This is a genomic window from Burkholderia sp. D-99, assembly GCF_011605345.1.
GTDB lineage: Bacteria > Pseudomonadota > Gammaproteobacteria > Burkholderiales > Burkholderiaceae > Burkholderia.
This window is the reverse complement of the sequence record NZ_JAAOXM010000001.1, coordinates 962374-978089: the sequence shown is the minus strand read 5'-3', so window position 1 is coordinate 978089 and position 15716 is coordinate 962374. Positions and strand designations below refer to the sequence as shown.

10 protein-coding genes are annotated in these 15716 nt (G+C 62.1%); 5 read left to right on the top strand and 5 right to left on the bottom strand.

Features of this window, described 5'->3' with window-relative positions; all coding sequences use genetic code 11:
• Positions 1-23: 23 nt before the first annotated feature.
• The 4 genes from HAV18_RS04255 to HAV18_RS04240 form a co-directional block, all read right to left on the bottom strand.
• Positions 24-314, bottom strand: coding sequence for an H-NS family nucleoid-associated regulatory protein (locus tag HAV18_RS04255; protein WP_166953137.1), 291 nt, complete (start codon positions 312-314; stop codon positions 24-26).
• 277 nt (positions 315-591) lie between these two features.
• Positions 592-1179, bottom strand: a complete 588-nt coding sequence (locus tag HAV18_RS04250; protein WP_166953135.1) for a YigZ family protein — start codon at positions 1177-1179, stop codon at positions 592-594.
• A gap of 298 nt (positions 1180-1477) precedes the next feature.
• Positions 1478-2128: a DUF2625 family protein gene (locus HAV18_RS04245; protein WP_166953133.1), complete on the bottom strand. Its 651-nt coding sequence runs from the start codon at positions 2126-2128 to the stop codon at positions 1478-1480.
• A gap of 76 nt (positions 2129-2204) precedes the next feature.
• Entirely contained in the window at positions 2205-3062 is an 858-nt protein-coding gene (locus HAV18_RS04240) for a LysR family transcriptional regulator (RefSeq protein ID WP_166953131.1), read from the bottom strand.
• 127 nt (positions 3063-3189) lie between these two features.
• On the opposite strand from HAV18_RS04240, the gene HAV18_RS04235 reads away from it, so the two are divergent.
• The gene (locus HAV18_RS04235; RefSeq protein WP_208101678.1) at positions 3190-3771 is read left to right on the top strand and encodes a DUF4865 family protein; all 582 of its coding nucleotides are present in this window, start codon (positions 3190-3192) and stop codon (positions 3769-3771) included.
• A 243-nt stretch (positions 3772-4014) separates the two neighbouring features.
• On the opposite strand, the gene HAV18_RS04230 is transcribed toward HAV18_RS04235, so the two are convergent.
• Positions 4015-6216 carry a glycoside hydrolase family 3 C-terminal domain-containing protein gene (locus tag HAV18_RS04230; RefSeq protein ID WP_166953127.1) on the bottom strand — a complete coding sequence of 734 codons (2202 nt, stop codon included), beginning with the start codon at positions 6214-6216 and terminating at the stop codon, positions 4015-4017.
• Positions 6217-6943: 727 nt separating this feature from the next.
• On the opposite strand from HAV18_RS04230, the gene HAV18_RS04225 reads away from it, so the two are divergent.
• The 4 genes from HAV18_RS04225 to HAV18_RS04210 all read left to right on the top strand — a co-directional run bounded on the left by HAV18_RS04225 (position 6944) and on the right by HAV18_RS04210 (position 15673).
• The gene (locus HAV18_RS04225) at positions 6944-9367 is read left to right on the top strand and encodes a glycosyl hydrolase family 28-related protein (RefSeq protein WP_166953125.1); all 2424 of its coding nucleotides are present in this window, start codon (positions 6944-6946) and stop codon (positions 9365-9367) included.
• Positions 9368-9492: 125 nt separating this feature from the next.
• Positions 9493-11883 carry a hypothetical protein gene (locus HAV18_RS04220; protein WP_166953123.1) on the top strand — a complete coding sequence of 797 codons (2391 nt, stop codon included), beginning with the start codon at positions 9493-9495 and terminating at the stop codon, positions 11881-11883.
• Positions 11884-12267: 384 nt separating this feature from the next.
• Positions 12268-13455 (top strand): polysaccharide biosynthesis/export family protein, encoded by a 1188-nt coding sequence (locus tag HAV18_RS04215; protein ID WP_166954134.1) that lies wholly within the window; start codon positions 12268-12270, stop codon positions 13453-13455.
• 400 nt (positions 13456-13855) lie between these two features.
• Positions 13856-15673, top strand: a complete 1818-nt coding sequence (locus HAV18_RS04210) for a serine aminopeptidase domain-containing protein (RefSeq protein WP_166953121.1) — start codon at positions 13856-13858, stop codon at positions 15671-15673.
• Positions 15674-15716: the final 43 nt, after the last annotated feature.

Sequence of the window (15716 nt, the reverse complement as noted above, 5' to 3'; positions counted from 1 at the left end):
CGCGCCGTGCCACGCGGCGCGCGTTACTCCTGAATCAGGAACGCGGCGCGGTCGCGCCCGACGAGCCACGCCGGCACACGGCCACGCCCGCTCCACGTCGCCCCCGTGACCGGGTCGCGATATTTCACGCCGACGGTGAACAGCTTCGCCCGATCGCTGTATCCCTGCCCGAAGACTTCCCGTGCGGTCAACGCGTAGCTCGTGACGAGTTCGCGTACCTGCGCAAGCACCGCACTGCGTTCGCGGCGCCGTGCCACCTTGATGCGCCGATCGAGTTCTGCAAGCTGGGCTTGCAGTTTCTGTACATGCTGCATGCGTCCGTTATCCCGTACCTGATTTTGATTACTGGCGACGCGTGACGAGCCGCGTGTCCGCATTCCCGGCTCCCGGCCGGTGGTGCATCTCGCGCGGGCTGCTCCGGGTTTGCCGGCCAAACGGTTGCGGAGCGCGTCGCCGGGAACCCGGTGAGATTAAGTTCTGGCGAGCGTTTTTTCTATCGGACGTATCTGATTTTTTGGTCGAATTTACGTGAGGACGCGACGACAGCGCAGGGTGGGGAGCGGGAGGCTTGTCCTGGCTCTCTTGTGTCTGTCACAGGTCGGGGAAGCCCGACCGTCCTTGGGTCAGATCGAACAGCTCGGCTCTTGCATCGCCGACGGCGGTCTCGGGCAGCTTGATCACGAGTTTCACCGTCATCCCGTACGCACTGTCCACCAGTTCGTAACCGGCCTGTTCCATCCAGCGGCGCACGCGTGCCTCGTCCGGATAACCAAGCTCGATCGCCAGCCGCGTGTAGCGGATGCGTTCGACGCGCTCCGCGTCGAGCAGCGCCGACGCGATCGCATCCGTATAGGCGCGCACCAGCCCGCCCGCGCCGAGCTTCACGCCGCCGTAGTAGCGCACGACCGCGCCGAGCACGCCGTCGAGGTCGTGATGGCGCAGCACCTCGAGGATCGGCCGGCCGGCGGTGCCCGACGGCTCGCCGTCGTCCGACATCCCCGACTGGCCGCCCGCCAGCAGCGCCCAGCAGACGTGGGTGGCCGTCGGGTGTTCGTCGCGCAGGCGTTGCAGCGCCTGCATCGCGGCGTCGCGATCCTCGACGGGGATCGCGTATCCGATGAAGCGGCTCTTGCGGATTTCGAGTTCGCGGATGCAGGGGGTGGCGAGCGAGTAACTCATGCGTCGCGGGATGAAATGTGTAAGGAAATCAAGGTGATGACGGCCTGGCGATGCGTTTGATATCGACCCGCGCAGGCATCGGGCGGCGGCACGAGCGGGCAGGGTGAAGCGAGAATTTTACCTTGGCGCGGATTGACGCCTTTCGATGCCGTCGAAACGCGGCACCGATGCGAACGGTCAGGTGAGGGCGAGTGTGCCGTCGGACGCGGCGGCGGGCAACGGAGCACAGCGAAGCGTACGGCGCCGGCATCGGCACGGAACCCGACGTTTCGGGTTCGAAGGCAAGTCACCCACCTGATCACGGTTGCCTTGACGTCGCGGCCCCGGCGCCGATCTGGAGCGCGTACAACTCGGAAACGTCGACCGCCTGACGGCTGCTGCGTTCGACCGATCCTTCTTTCGTCCACAGGAACGGATAGAAGCTGAAACATTGATCCGTCGTCAGTCCCTGGACATCGGCTTCCCAGCCAGGCCAGCGCATGCTCGCATAGAAGTCGTGCAGCGTGTCGCCGAGGGACCATCGCACGAAGTCGCCGTACCCGATCCCGAGTGGCTCCCAGCTCAGCGTGTCGGGTGCGAAGTAGTACACGGCGCCCGTGTCCTCTCCGAGTGCACCGCCGTTCAACGCAAAGAATCCGCCGACGGCATCGTCCGCGACCAATAGAAAGCCGGAGGATCGCCCGTGATTCCAGCCAACGATGTCCCTGGGCAACGTGGGATGGCCCGAGCCAAGCAGACGAAGGTAGCCTCCGTCCACAAGCACGCCGCCCGTCGAATAGGCGAGGGTTCCCAGGAGTGAACGCGTGGTGACCTGAAGGGCGGACAGAATTTCGCCGTTCCGGCCCGATGGCGGCAATATCTCGCAACGATGACTCGCTGCCGCCGACCATTCGATCAAGGACGGCAGGGCGGATTCTCGCTCGTTTACCAGTTCGTCCAGCGGACGCATATGTCTTCTCTCCGGGTGGTTTGGTTCGGCATCGGCCGATGCCGGGACGATACGGCATGCACCGGCTCGTGCGACATCAACGCACGCCAACCGACGACCTGAGCGCCGCGCCCAGCGTGCGCAGTGCCTGCCGGGCTCGCGCATCGGTCAGGTTCGAATGGAGCACCACGTCGCGCGTCGGCAATGGCGGCAGACCGTATCGCGTACCGACGTCGACCGTGCCGGCAGGCGCCACGCGATGCCCGAGCGCCGCGACGGCCAGCCCCGCGGATACCGCCGCGCCGATCGTCGCCACGCCGCCGCCGACGAACACTTCCGTCCACGCGACACCGGCTTCGTCGAGCGCGCCGATCGCCATGCGGCGCACGCTGCAGGGCTCGGCTTGCGTGGCCAGCCGCAGCGGTTGCGGCGGATGGTACTCGAAATCGGTCGCGGCCATCCAGCCGAACGTCTCCGACAGGATGGTTTCACCGTCGAGCCGCCGGCTGTCGTGCTGCAGTGTGACGGCAGCGTCGAGCTGGCCGCGGTCGAACGCATCGAGCACGTCGCGCGACGCGGCGACCCGGATCTCCAGCACGAGCCCCGGTTCCGCTTCGCTCATGCGCCGAAGCAACATCGGTAGATCGGCGCCGACGACATGGTGGCTCACACCGATGACCAACCGCCGCTGGCCGGCGCCGAACGCGGCGACCGCACCCTGGTGAGCGGCCATGAGCTCGCGCGCGGGTTCCAGGAACGCGGTGCCGTCGGCCGACAGGCGAACCTGCCTCGGTGTGCGTTCCAGCAGGCGGCGGCCGAGGCCGTCTTCGAGGCGCTTGATCTTCAGGCTCACCGCGGACTGCGTCGTGTCCATCGCCTCGGCGGCTCGCGTGAAACTCTTGAGGTCGGCGGTCAGCACGAACGCCTGCACAGCTTCGATGTCGAGCGTTTTCATCGTGTGCTCATCCATTGTGAAATTGAATCATTGAAATATTCTGCCATCGTCTTTTCAAATGATTCAAGGTCTTCTACGCTGTTCTCGAGCCGTTCGGAATCTCCCTTTTCCTTTCCAGGAGTCGATCATGCTGACCGCGTACTACGTGCACCGCCTGCCGGCGGACTACGACCTCGACATCATCCGCAATCGCGTGCGCGAGCGCGGCACGCTCTGGGACGACACGCCGGATCTGGTGTTCAAGGGCTTCTTGCTGCGCGAGGCGGGCCGCTACGGTGCGACGGAAAACGGCTACGCGTCGCTTTATCTGTGGCGCAACGAGCAGGCGTTCGCCGGGTTCGTGACGGACGGCCGCTATCGGGTCGTGACGGACAGCTTCGGCCGCGCACCGATCGACGTGCAGGTCGCGCTCGATGCGCGCAAGGGCAGTGCGTCGACGGGACGCTTCGCTCGTCTGGAAGCCGTCGATATTCCGGCGGATGCCGACCTCGATGCGACGCTGGCACAGGAGATCGCGCGCAATCGCGAAGCGGCGGCGCGGCAGGGTACGGTCGCAGCCGCCGTCAGCCTTGATCCACTGCGGTGGCGGCTGACGCGGGTACTCGTATCGGAGCACGAGCCGGACGACGGCGGCGCGGGCACGGTGTACCAGGTACTGCATCTGGCGAAGCCTTTGCTCGACACGCTCGATGGGAGCGGAGTGCGATGACCGGCGTCGCGTCGCGATCTCGGGCCCGGCCAGCGGGTGGGGCGAGCTTCGCGGCACCCGTGCGATTGCCGGCCGGCCTGGCGATCGCCGCGCATCTGGCCGGGATGGCGGCGGGGATCGCCGTGATTGCCGCGCTCGCGACGTTGCTGGCGCTGCTGTTCCGGTAAGGATCGCCGGTGCGGATGGGGGAATACGGAAGAGCCGGGCGCGATGCGCGCGGCGCTTCCGTTGGGTCATCGCCGCTCAGTGCCCCTGCAACCGGATATCCCGCGACGACGCACCGACGTACACGGTCCCGCCCGGCACGACCTGCCAGCCGTTGCGCGACGTGTTCCACACGCTCTGCATGCGTGGCGACACGGTGACGCGAACCCGCCGCGCCTCGCCCGGATTCAGCCGGATCTTCTCCCAGCCGACCAGCCGCTTAGGCGGTTCGTCCTTGTACGGCACGCCGAGATACACCTGCGGGGTCTCCGCACCGGCGACGCGCCCGTCGTTGCGTACCGTGAACGCGACGCTCAGCGACCCGTCCCATTGCTTCGACACCGACAGCCCCGAATACGCGAAGTGCGTGTACGACAGGCCGTAGCCGAACTCGAACATCGGCTTGATGTTGCGCGCGTCATACCAGCGATAGCCCATGTTCAGCTTTTCCGCGTAGACGGGGTCGTTCTCGAATGTGCCGTTTTGCCCCCAGGTCGGCGAATCCTGATCGCGCGCGGGGAAAGTGACGGGCAGTTTGCCGGACGGGTTGACCGCGCCAAACAGCACGTTCGCGATCGCCTTGCCGCCGGCTTCGCCCGGATACCATGCCTCGACGATCGCAGACACATTGTCCTTCCACGGCATCAGTACCGGATTGCCGCTCTGGACGACGACGATCGTATGCGGATTCGCGCGCGCGACGGCTTCGACGAGCGCGTCCTGGTTCGACGGGTTCGCGAGGCTCAGGCTCTGCAGGTCGCCGAAATCCTCGCCGGCCGGCTGGGCAACCACGACGATCGCGACATCCGAGCGGCCCGCGAGCGCCGCGGCCTGGTCGATTTCCTGCTGCGTGTACGCACGGAACGGCGACTGCTGGTCGCTGTTGCCCGCGTAAGTGACCTGCGCAGCCGGCGCAAGCGCGCGGATCGCCGCGACGATCGGCACGTCGACCTTCAGCCACGGATTGCGCCACCAGCTGCATCCGGTCGATGCCCCGAACGTCAGGCCGCCGCAGCCCGCAAACGAGCCCGACACCGGGTCGCGCGTGTTGCCCGAGCCGCCGCCGGACAGCACGGCCGCGTCCGCATGGCCGCCGACCACGGCAATACGCGACAGTGCCGACGCGGCCAGCGGCAACTGGTTGCCGTCGTTCTTCAGCAGCACGATCGACTGCTCGGAAGCGGCCTGCGCGAACCGGTTCGCGGCCGCGAAATCGATCGTGCCGCCGCCCGTGGCCGGATCGTCCATCACGCCGACGCGGATCATCACCGCGAGCTTGCGCCGCACCATGTCGTCGAGTCGTGCGGTCGACACCGAGCCGTTCGCAATCGCCTGCTTGACGGCTCCCGGCGTCAGGTAGACGGTCGGCCCGACATCTTCTTCCTCGTCGAGCCCGGCGTTGATCGCGGCGGCGGTACTGTGCGTGGCGCCCCAGTCGGACTGCACCTGGCCCTGGAAGCCCCATTCGTTCTTCAGCACGTCGTTCAGCAGGTGATTGTTTTCGCACGCGTACGCGCCGTTCAGGCGGTTGTAGCTGCACATCACGCTGCCGGGGCGACCACGCTTCGCGGCGATCTCGAACGGCAGCAGGTAGAGCTCGCGCAGCGTGCGTTCGTCGATCTGCGTGTTGCCGCCCATCCGGCCGTGCTCCTGTTCGTTGCCTGCGTAATGCTTGATCGTGGCGATGACTTTCTGCCGCTGCGTGGCGAGCGTGCGTTCGGCGAGCAGGTCGCCCGCGAGCAGCGGATCTTCGCCGAGATACTCGAACAGGCGGCCGCCGCGCGGCTCGCGCGCGAGATTGGTGCCGCCACCGAGGCCCATGCCGAATCCTTGCGCGCGCAACTGGATCGCAACCTGCTTGCCGTAGTCGTACGACAGCCGTCGATCCCAGCTAGCGGCGACGGCGATCGTCGCGGGGAACGTCGTGCTGGCCTGCGACGTGCTGCCGGAGCCGGTTGCCGAGTCGACCATGTTGAGATCGGGAATGCCGAGCCGCGGCACGCCCTGGATGTAGCCGGCGCCGCCGCCCGGCACCTTGGACATTTCGTATTGCGAATGAATGAACTGCAGTTTCTCGTCGAGGGTCATCTTGCGCACGAGCAGGTCGGCGCGCCGTTGCGCGGTGGCCGATGCGAACGCATCGGTCGCATCGCCTTGCGCGTTGAAATCGGCGTCGCCGGCGTAGGCGGTGGTGCAGAGGGTCGCTGCCAGCACGACGGCCGGCCAGAGTGTGTCCCGCATGTTGCTCTCCATGATCGTATTGCCGGTTGTTCGGATGATGTCTGGAGCTGCGCTCGTCCGATGGATTCGCACCGGACGCATTCGGCTGGCGATGCAGGGTGGTTGCGCGTCGGCATGCCAGGCCAGGCGGGGAATCGTTACGGCCGGTTGGGCTCGACCGGTCAACGCGGGCGGCGACGCGCAGGCCGCCCGGCGCTGCCGAATCGGATGTAGCGATCCTCTGCAGCGACTAATGGTATGAATGTAGTTTGACTACAGCATCGGTGTTTATACCGATACGTACGATCTTTATTTGGCAGGGGGGCGCGATCCGGTGAAAAGACGGTCATCGTTCCCGATTTGGGCTGCCGCGCCGAGTAAGAAGTACTCGACCCAGGAGAACATCGTTGTCCATTGAAATGCTCCCGAACTGCCGATCCTTTGCGTGGGATCGATACGCATCCAGTGCGTGCGGAGCGCCACGATCACTATCGAATTTTTGCCGTATCGGACGCGCAAGGATTTTCCGGATCTGCCTGTCTACTTTGGTTAGCCCACGCACCTTTCGTCGAGAAATCTGCCCCTATTCTGAGAAGGGTGCATGCGATCCGGCGCCAGCATGTGTGCATTGAAGGTGGTTGACAAGATCGCGAAACGATGTGTGCGAGATTGGGATGAGTGTCAATAAACCAGCAACTTAATTTTAAAATTTTTCGTCGCGATGGATTGCGATGGCAGGAGCGCTTAGATGACAGCGGAATTTCCGGCTACGTATATGGTTGGTACGGCGACAGGCTTGACCGCAAGAACGCTTGTCCAGGAATTGGTCGATTTGCCGATGAGTGTGAGGCGGTTCGGGGTGATGGGCGACGGTGTGACCGACGATACAGCGGCGCTTCAAGTGGCTCTCAATGCTGGAGTTCCTCTCTACTTCCCACCCGGCATCTATCTGTACAGCAATACACTGACTGCAACCGCGTCACTTGTTGGAGCCGGCTGGAATTCAATTCTCCAGTGCACTACGTCGCAAGGTCAAAACGCATCGATATATTGGAGCAATGCCAGTAATTTTAAAATTCAGAATTTGAAGTTTTTTTCGAAAAATGCGGCGGGGTACTACGCCAACGAAAACGCGGGGCCGATCAATCTGGAGGCATGTAGCCTGTTCGAGATATCTGGATGTCAGATCAACAATGCAGCGAGCCAGGCCATCATGATGCGTGCCTGTGTCAACGGGAGGGTCTTTGGAAATACGGTGCTTAATGTCTGGCATGACGGCTTCCATGTTACCGGAGCAAGCGCTGACATTACGATCACAAACAATGAAGTAATAAACGGCGGCGATGACGCGTTTGCTGTCGTTGGGTATCAAAAAGATCTAGCCCGTCCCCGTCGAATTATCGTTTCGAACAATCGAGTCGATCAGACAAAATACGCTCGTGGAATAGCCATTGTCGGTGCTCAGGACGTAACGGTTTCGGGAAATCACATTTACAATTCCCAGTGTGCGGGAATTTATATTGCCTCGGAATCCAGTTATCAGACGTATGGCAATGAAAATGTGAGGGTGGTCAATAATATTCTGGACACGTGCGGGATGTCGTCCAGCATTGGTGCGTTTCCAAATCTTCCGAATTCTCCGGTTTTCTATGGGGCGTTGCACTTGAATGCGGTAAATGGATCCAATAACTCCAACATTGCGATCGTCAACAACGTAATCAAGAATTCGGCTGGAAATCCAGTATTTTTAGGGGCGTCAGGTGGTACTCACATTCAGGTCAACATTTCACAGAACACGATAGTCAATGGTTGGGATCCGAATAACAAGAACGGCTTCCCGTTGACGACAATAAGTGCGACTTCGACATCTCCCACACTGAACTTTGCCAATAACCCGGGCGTTGCCGTCGGCATGACAGCCTGGTACTTCAACGGATCGACAAGCGTGCAGATCGGCACGGTCGTATCTGCCGGCGCATCGACGGTTACGCTGAACCAGAATGCGACCGTACCGAGTGGCGGGACCGTGATCTTTTCCGGTGTCGGCTTGTTCGGGGCTACCGTTGCAACGATTGCCGCCGCCGCGGGTGCTGCCACGACGTTGACATTCGCCGCGACGACCGGCGTCACTTATAACGATAACTATGGCTTCGGGTCACCTGGCAACGAAACAACGGGCGTGTCGATTGGGCAGAGCGTCAGCGGTACCAACATCGCGCCAGGGACGTTCGTGACCGGTGCGACGGCGACTTCGGTGACGCTCAGCAAGGCGACGACCGGTACCGTGGCGAACGGTGCTTCCATCGTCTTTATCCCGATGGTCTGCATGACGTCTCAAACGATCACGACCTCGGCCGCATCAGCGTCGGGAACCAACACACTGACGTTTACCCCGTATCCGTCGGCACGCGGCTGTGCGGTCGGGCAAGGCGTATCTGGAACGGATATCCCGGTCGGTACTTACGTGACGTCGGTTTCCGGTAACGGAAATGGCCCGACCGTCACGGTGTCCAATAATTTCACTGGCAGCGGAATTGCGAACGGCGCGTCCATTACATTCACCGGAACAAGCTCATTGAGCACTTCGCCCGGAATCAACCTGTCTGGCACCAGGGAGTGCATCGTTTCGAAGAATCAACTATCCGGCATCGCAAAGGACGGGATTTATCTGGACGGTTCCTGCACGAACTTCACGGAGATCAGTAGCAATATCGGAGAAAACATCGGTTGTTGCAACGGATTTGCCCGTCTAATCACGATGGGAGCACTCGTGGCGGGAGCGTCTCTCAAATTGCGGGGAAATTATATGGCTCAACCGGTCAATTATCCGCGAGCAATCGACAGCCTGATTTATTCAGCATCGTGGAACTATACGTCGTGGAGTGAAGACAACTTCGCCCAAAACGGGTTTGTCGGTCTCAATGTCCAGTTGACTCCCGTTGTCGAAACAGTCGGCGCTTCGCCATGGACGTTCACGAATAGCAACCTGAGTGCAGTCAGCATGTCGATCGCCGGCGGTACCGTATCGTCGATCAGTGTCTCTCGAAACGGACAAGCGGCCTATGCGACCGGGTTGACGAACGGAATGATCGATCTCAAACCGGGCGACGCAATGACGGTCACCTATACCACCGTCCCCACCGTCACGATGATTCCGAGACTGGGGCAGTAGCGCGCGCGTCTTCACGTTGACGGCCGGGCGGAAACGGCACCGAACTCGCCCGTCGACCAGCCACTTGCAAAATTCTTATCAGCATTCATCAATGCGTTCCGGCCAACCACACGTCGAGGATCGATATGGCATTCCAGCTTCAAGATCGTGTTCAGGAAACGACCACTTCTACCGGTACGGGTGCGCTTTCCCTTGTCGGTGCAATGACGGGATTCCGCTCGTTTTCGTCCGTTTGCGCAAATGGCGATACTTTCTATTACGGGTTGCAGGCCGTCACCGGTGCAGGTGTTCCGAGCGGCAACTGGGAGATAGGGATCGGTACGTACAACGCCAGCGGGAACACGCTGTCTCGCACAACCGTATTGGCCTCGAGCAACGGCGGTGCTGCCGTCAATCTAGCCGCGGGCACCACTCAGGTATGGATCGACCTGCCAGCGGCACTTCCCGCCAATTTGCCGGTCAGCGCCAAATACTTCGGCGCGAAAGGAAACACCAGGATCGTCAATGACGGCGTAACGACATCAGGATCGACAGCTTTTTCGTCGGCGTCGGCGACGTTCACGGCGGCAGATGTCGGCAAGCGTATCGACATTGCGACGACAAACGCAAATGGTGTCGCGACGCTTGTCGTCTCCACCACGATTGCGGCGTTCGTCAGCGCTACACAAGTCACGCTCGCGAAAGCGGCAAATGCTTCCGCGACAGGGACAAATGTGGTCTACGGCAGCGATGACGGCCCGGCCCTGACGGCCTGGCTGAACTACTTGATGACCATCTGGCCGGTCAAGGGCGATCTTCCTGCCGGGGTCTACTACTCGGGCCTCGCGCTTCCCGCTATTACGAAGCCGATCGCGTTGTTCGGCCACTCGGCACGCACCTCGATCATCCAGTTCGGCGCAGGGGTCGGCGGACAGTGCTTTACGGTATTGAATGCGGGGTTCAATAACGAAGCGACGGATTTGCCACAGACAGGCAACGTGTCATGGACTTCCAACATGGCAGTCCTTGCCGGTTGCGTGTTGCGTGACTTTACCCTTCAGGGCAATCGCGCGTGCACGTCGCTTCAACATGGCCTGGTGTTGCAAGGCAACGTGGATTGGCTCGACGTCGCTCACGTGAACTGCCTGTATTTCCGGGGCGGCGGCGTGCTGTGGATGGACACCGGAAGCGGGTCGGGGCAAGCGCGCGCCAATGTCCGTGAAATCAACCTGAATACGATGAAGATCAGGCATTGCGGTGACGGGGCGACGAATACACCGAGCTTCGGCATTTATCTCGACGACAGCCCGGCCGCAGCCGCATCCGATTCGTCGAACCTGTTCAATCTGAACAATATCGACATCATTTTCAGCTACGGTACGGCGCTTGCCGTGCAAGATCGGCGTACGTCGAATACGGGATTTCCACTGTACGGAATTCAGGCGCGCAACATCGTGCTGCACGACCGGATGACAACGATGGGCCTGAGCGGAGGACGCATGTTCAGTGTCGTCGGACAGGTCACCAACTGCCTGTTCGACATCAATTTCCCCCTGAGTGCTCGTAACGATTACGCAGCGGAGATTCTGCCGAACCCGAATTTCAACGTCTATCCTACGGATAACGAATTTACCTTTGCATTCCCGAAGACAGTCAAGGGGGTGACGATCGGTAACGTCGGCTACAACGCGATCAAGTTCAGAAATTATTTCGGATGCGCTGAAGCGGTATCTATTTCTACCGAGGGGCCGTATAACCTGAGAATCGATTGCGAGACCGACAGCGTGTTTCAGCAGGTCACCTCCGCGATGGTGCTGACGGGTACGGGGGCGGTGGCGATTCCGGGCTGGTCGTTCGGCACGACGTCGAATCTGTCGATTTTCATGCCGGTGAATGCAGTTAATGGAACCGGCGACACGACGCTGGCAACGATCTTCGGCATTACCGGAACGATTACGCGCTCAGGAAGCGTGACGGCAGGAACGGACACCTATACGTTTACGCCTTCTTCATCAAACAACTCGTACATCCCGGCCGGCGAATACTTTTCAAAGATCTGCGTCGATGCTTCACAAGGCAACGGTGTCGCCGGGCGCTACAAATATATTCCTGAAGACCGGTACGGGCGCGCGGTCAACGGCGCATGGGCGAGCGGGCGCCTTCTGCAAATGTGGCCGTGGCAATTCCACATCGAGAATGCAACGGGGCTGGTTCGTTACAGCTATGGCGTACCGACGGCCGACAGCGCCGGTAATGCGATGGCGGTTTGGGCCAATGGCTTCGTCGGAACAAGTGCGACGCCGAGTGTGACGGGTATCAGCAAATTGACGGCGAACTATGCGACGGCAGCGATGCTGACGAACCTGACCGGCGGGATCGACGGTCAGTCGGTCAAGATCGTTGCGACCAACGGCAACTGCACGATCGTGAACAACGCGAACATCCAGACGACAACCGGTGCAAATGTCGTCATGTCGACCGGGCAAGTTCTGACCTTTACGTTTGACGCAACATTGAACAAATGGTGTGGCGGTTAACGATGCGGTCTTGTCGTGCCGGGTTTCCGGAGCAGCTCACCGTGAGTATCGGCACGATTGGATCGTCGATACGGCAGGTCATTCGCACCGTACCCGGTGGCTCGGGCGCTCGGGTTCCGGGGCGCAATCAGATGTTTGTATGAAGATACGTTTTCGGTGGGCTCGCTCACATACACGCTGCGCCGGACAGTGTTCAATCAGGTATTGCCGCATGAGCGGCTGCGCCGGAGCACGACCGGCGCAATGGCGCTGGCGCGAACCGTCCGGAACGTCGCGCGGTAACAAAAGATGCGCGGCAAAGCAACGCGAGCCGTGCCGGCAAGCGTAATGCGGTAGTCCGTCATGTTGGACTGGGCGGGTTGCTGCACAGTTTGGAAAGACGCGATGTCAACTACTAGACAAACGAAATCGAGGATCGGTCTGCCGCGACTGCACGTGGTGGCGGCAGTGACCATATGTGCGCTGAGCGGGTGTGCATTCGCGCCCGGCATGACATACCAGGCGCCGTCCGACCGCGACGCGAATGTGCGCGCGGGCGTCGCCGCGTCGGGTTCGGGGGGCCTCGACGGCGTACAGAACGTGTCGAGCGAAGACCTGATCGAGATTACGTCTGCGTACGTGGAGCAGCAGCGCGTTGCGCATTCCGCCAACGTGGACGCTGAAGTCCGGCAACTGTTCGGTACACCGAAGGCGTATGTGATCGGCCCCGGCGACGTGCTGAACATCGTCGTGTGGGACCACCCGGAACTGAATCTTCCCACGGCCCAGACGACGAACGGTGACAATATCGGCACCAACTCGGTCGCGGCGGGTTACACGGTCGATGCAAGCGGGAACGTGCAGTTTGCGTACGCGGGCCTCGTCCACGTTGCGGGGCTGACCGAGGCGGAGGCGCGCGCGGCGCTGACCCGACGGCTGGGGGAATACGTGCGCAAGCCGCAGATTGCATTGCGCATCCAGGCATATCGCAGCAAGCGAGTCTATCTCGACGGCGAAGTGCGTACGCCGGGGCTGCAGATCGTCAATGACATGCCGATGACGCTGCCCGAGGCGATCGATCGCGCGGGCGGCTTCACGACCGGCGCGGATCGTTCGCAAGTCTCGGTGACGCGGGGTGGAAAAACGGTGAACGTGAGCTTGCCTGCAATCATTGCGGCGGGCGTCAACCCGTCGAACATCCTGCTGCGCGACGGCGATCTGGTACGCGTGCACGCGACGAGCGATGCGAAGGTGTTCGTGCTCGGCGAGGTGTCGCGCCCGGCGACGCTGACGCTGACCGACGGGCGGATGAGCCTGGGCGAAGCGCTTGGCGATACGGGCGGGGTGAGCCAGTACACGTCGGATGCGCGTCAGATCTATGTGGTGCGCCGCGGGCCAGGCAACCGGCCGCAGGTCTATCACCTGGACGGCAGTGCGCCGGCATCGTATGCGCTCGCCGAGCAGTTCGCACTCGAGCGTCGCGACGTCGTATTCGTCGATGCGTCATCGCTGGTGCGCTGGAGTCGCGTCGTGAACCTGCTGATTCCATCCGCGGCGCAAGGCGCGCTGACAGCCCGGGCCGTGACTCCATGAAACCCGCTTCAAATTCCCCGTGGTCGCGATTGTTCACACGCGTGCCTGACCGGTACGACGTTGAGCGCGAAAGTATTGAAATTGTAATGTGACGTACGGAATACGTCAGGATTGGATGGTCTACTACGCGCAGACATTCGAGCAGGGCCGTCCGCCTCGCGCATCGAGGTCATCCGGTGTGAAAAATGGCGATATTGAGGAATGAGCGTTCGGAACATTCTCAAAACCAGTCTCAACCTCGAAGAGCCCGCGGATCGGGGTGGTCCTCGGCAAATGCATGTGCGTCGTACGTGCGTCTCTCTTCGCTCGTGCGAGCAATGATCGACCGCTTGCCGCATGACCTGCGGCAAGCATGTATTGAACTCCGGCCCGTCAGACACTTAAAACAAGGACCAAAACCATGACACCCATCCAGTTCGATGGATGCGTCGGCTGGCTTCACGAGGGTAATCGGCCACATGGCATCGTCATTTGCGAGCCGCTCGGCCATGAGGCGCTTTGGCTCCACAAACTTGTGCGCTCAATCGCCGAGCATCTTGCCGATCGCGGTTTCCCGGTGCTGCGGTTTCACTATCCGTCGGGCGGCGATTCGCTTGGCGACGAACAGGATCCGGAACGCTTCGACCACATGCTCGAGAGTATCCGGCATGGCGTCCGGACGTTGCATGAGAATGCCACGCTGGACAGCCTGACGCTCATCGGCATACGCGCCGGCGCGGCATTGGCGCTCCTCGCGGCGGACGGCATACCCGGACTCACGCGTTTCATCGCACTCGCACCCGTTGTGCGTGGCCGCAACTACGTGCGTGAGCTTTCTCTCATCGCACAACGTTGGCTCGACAACCTGCCGCCGACCGTGCGGGATGCGGTTCGCGACCAGGCTGAACCGTCGTTCAACGTACTCGGTCATGCGTATCCCGATGATCTCGTCGACGCGCTCCGGCGCATCGACCTGTGCCGCGCCGTCGGCGACATGAGTACATTGCCGGCTCGCGCGTTGCTCGTCGATGCGCCGTATGGCGACAGTGCGTCGCTATCGGATGCGCTGCAGGCACGCGGTGTCGCGGTGAGCATCCAGACGTGTTCGGACTGGGCGGCCGCGATGTGTGAACCGCACTTGTCGCGGCTACCCGATACGCTGGTCGATACGATCGCAACCTGGATCGATGACGGTTCAGACGCGGTTGTTCGCGCCTCCGCTCAACGCCCCGTGTCCGGCATTGCGCTGGCCGGCAGCGGCTGCGTCGAACACGTGATCCGCGTCGAGCCGCAACAACTGGTCGGGGTGCTGTGCGAACCGGCCGGCGACGCCTTTCATGCCTCGGCCCCGACACTGCTGATCGCCAATACGGCCGCCAATCCTCGTACCGCCGACGGCCGGCTTGCCGTTCGCCTGGCCCGGTCGCTCGCGGCGCTCGGCATGCGCAGCCTGCGCATCGATTCGAGCGGCATCGGCGACAGCAGCCGCCATGCTCGCGACGACCAGTCGGACATTCCGTATTCGGACCAGATGATTTCCGACATGGTCTCTGCCGCGCGCTGGCTGAAAGAGGCCGGCCATCACAGGGTTGTCGCGTTCGGGATCTGCTCCGGCGCATACGCATCGCTCCATGCCGCCGCGCACGGCCCGCTCGCCGGCGCGATCGCGGTGAACCTCCCGGTTTTCATCTGGCCGCGCGGACAGACGCTCGCGAATGTCGTCGATAACCAGACCAACTCGATGCGGGGCTATGCCGCATCATTGCGCAGTGCCGACAAGTGGCGCCGTCTGCTGCTCGAAGGTCGCGATCTGCGTCCGATCCTGCGCGCGCTCGTCCGCTTCGTCACGGATGTCATGACCGTACCGGTCAGGCGCCTCATGGAGCGCGTCGGCAGGGGGCCGGGCAAGGACACGCCACGGGGGTTGCTGCGTGACATGTCTGCACGCGGCATTCAGGCGCACCTGATCTACGGGACGTTCGATCCCGGCGTCGATGTCGTGGTCCGGCATTTCGGTCCCGTGTCCGGTGCGTTCGCGCACTTGCCGAACGTATCGATCGACATGCAGGACGCACTCGATCATTCGCTGCGCGGCAACGCCGCCGCCCAATACGTGATCGACCGCTGCGCTGCGCTGCTTGCCGGCTGGCATGCATCGGCAGAGTCCGCCGTGACCGCGCCCGTGAAAGCGACGGCTCACGCGACCTCGACTGCGAAAGCGAAACGCGCGACTCCGTAGCATGCGGGCAAGCGCCGCGCCCGGACGAGCGCGGTGGGGCCGA

What these genes read in the sequence shown, in the direction of transcription:
- HAV18_RS04225 (WP_166953125.1), top strand. Translation starts at nt 6,944, where the DNA reads ATGACAGCGGAATTTCCGGCTACGTATATGGTTGGTACGGCGACAGGC.
- HAV18_RS04230 (WP_166953127.1), bottom strand. Translation starts at nt 6,216, where the DNA reads ATGCGGGACACACTCTGGCCGGCCGTCGTGCTGGCAGCGACCCTCTGC.
- HAV18_RS04245 (WP_166953133.1), bottom strand. Translation starts at nt 2,128, where the DNA reads ATGCGTCCGCTGGACGAACTGGTAAACGAGCGAGAATCCGCCCTGCCG.
- HAV18_RS04255 (WP_166953137.1), bottom strand. Translation starts at nt 314, where the DNA reads ATGCAGCATGTACAGAAACTGCAAGCCCAGCTTGCAGAACTCGATCGG.
- HAV18_RS04250 (WP_166953135.1), bottom strand. Translation starts at nt 1,179, where the DNA reads ATGAGTTACTCGCTCGCCACCCCCTGCATCCGCGAACTCGAAATCCGC.
- HAV18_RS04215 (WP_166954134.1), top strand. Translation starts at nt 12,268, where the DNA reads ATGTCAACTACTAGACAAACGAAATCGAGGATCGGTCTGCCGCGACTG.
- HAV18_RS04235 (WP_208101678.1), top strand. Translation starts at nt 3,190, where the DNA reads ATGCTGACCGCGTACTACGTGCACCGCCTGCCGGCGGACTACGACCTC.
- HAV18_RS04220 (WP_166953123.1), top strand. Translation starts at nt 9,493, where the DNA reads ATGGCATTCCAGCTTCAAGATCGTGTTCAGGAAACGACCACTTCTACC.
- HAV18_RS04210 (WP_166953121.1), top strand. Translation starts at nt 13,856, where the DNA reads ATGACACCCATCCAGTTCGATGGATGCGTCGGCTGGCTTCACGAGGGT.
- HAV18_RS04240 (WP_166953131.1), bottom strand. Translation starts at nt 3,062, where the DNA reads ATGAAAACGCTCGACATCGAAGCTGTGCAGGCGTTCGTGCTGACCGCC.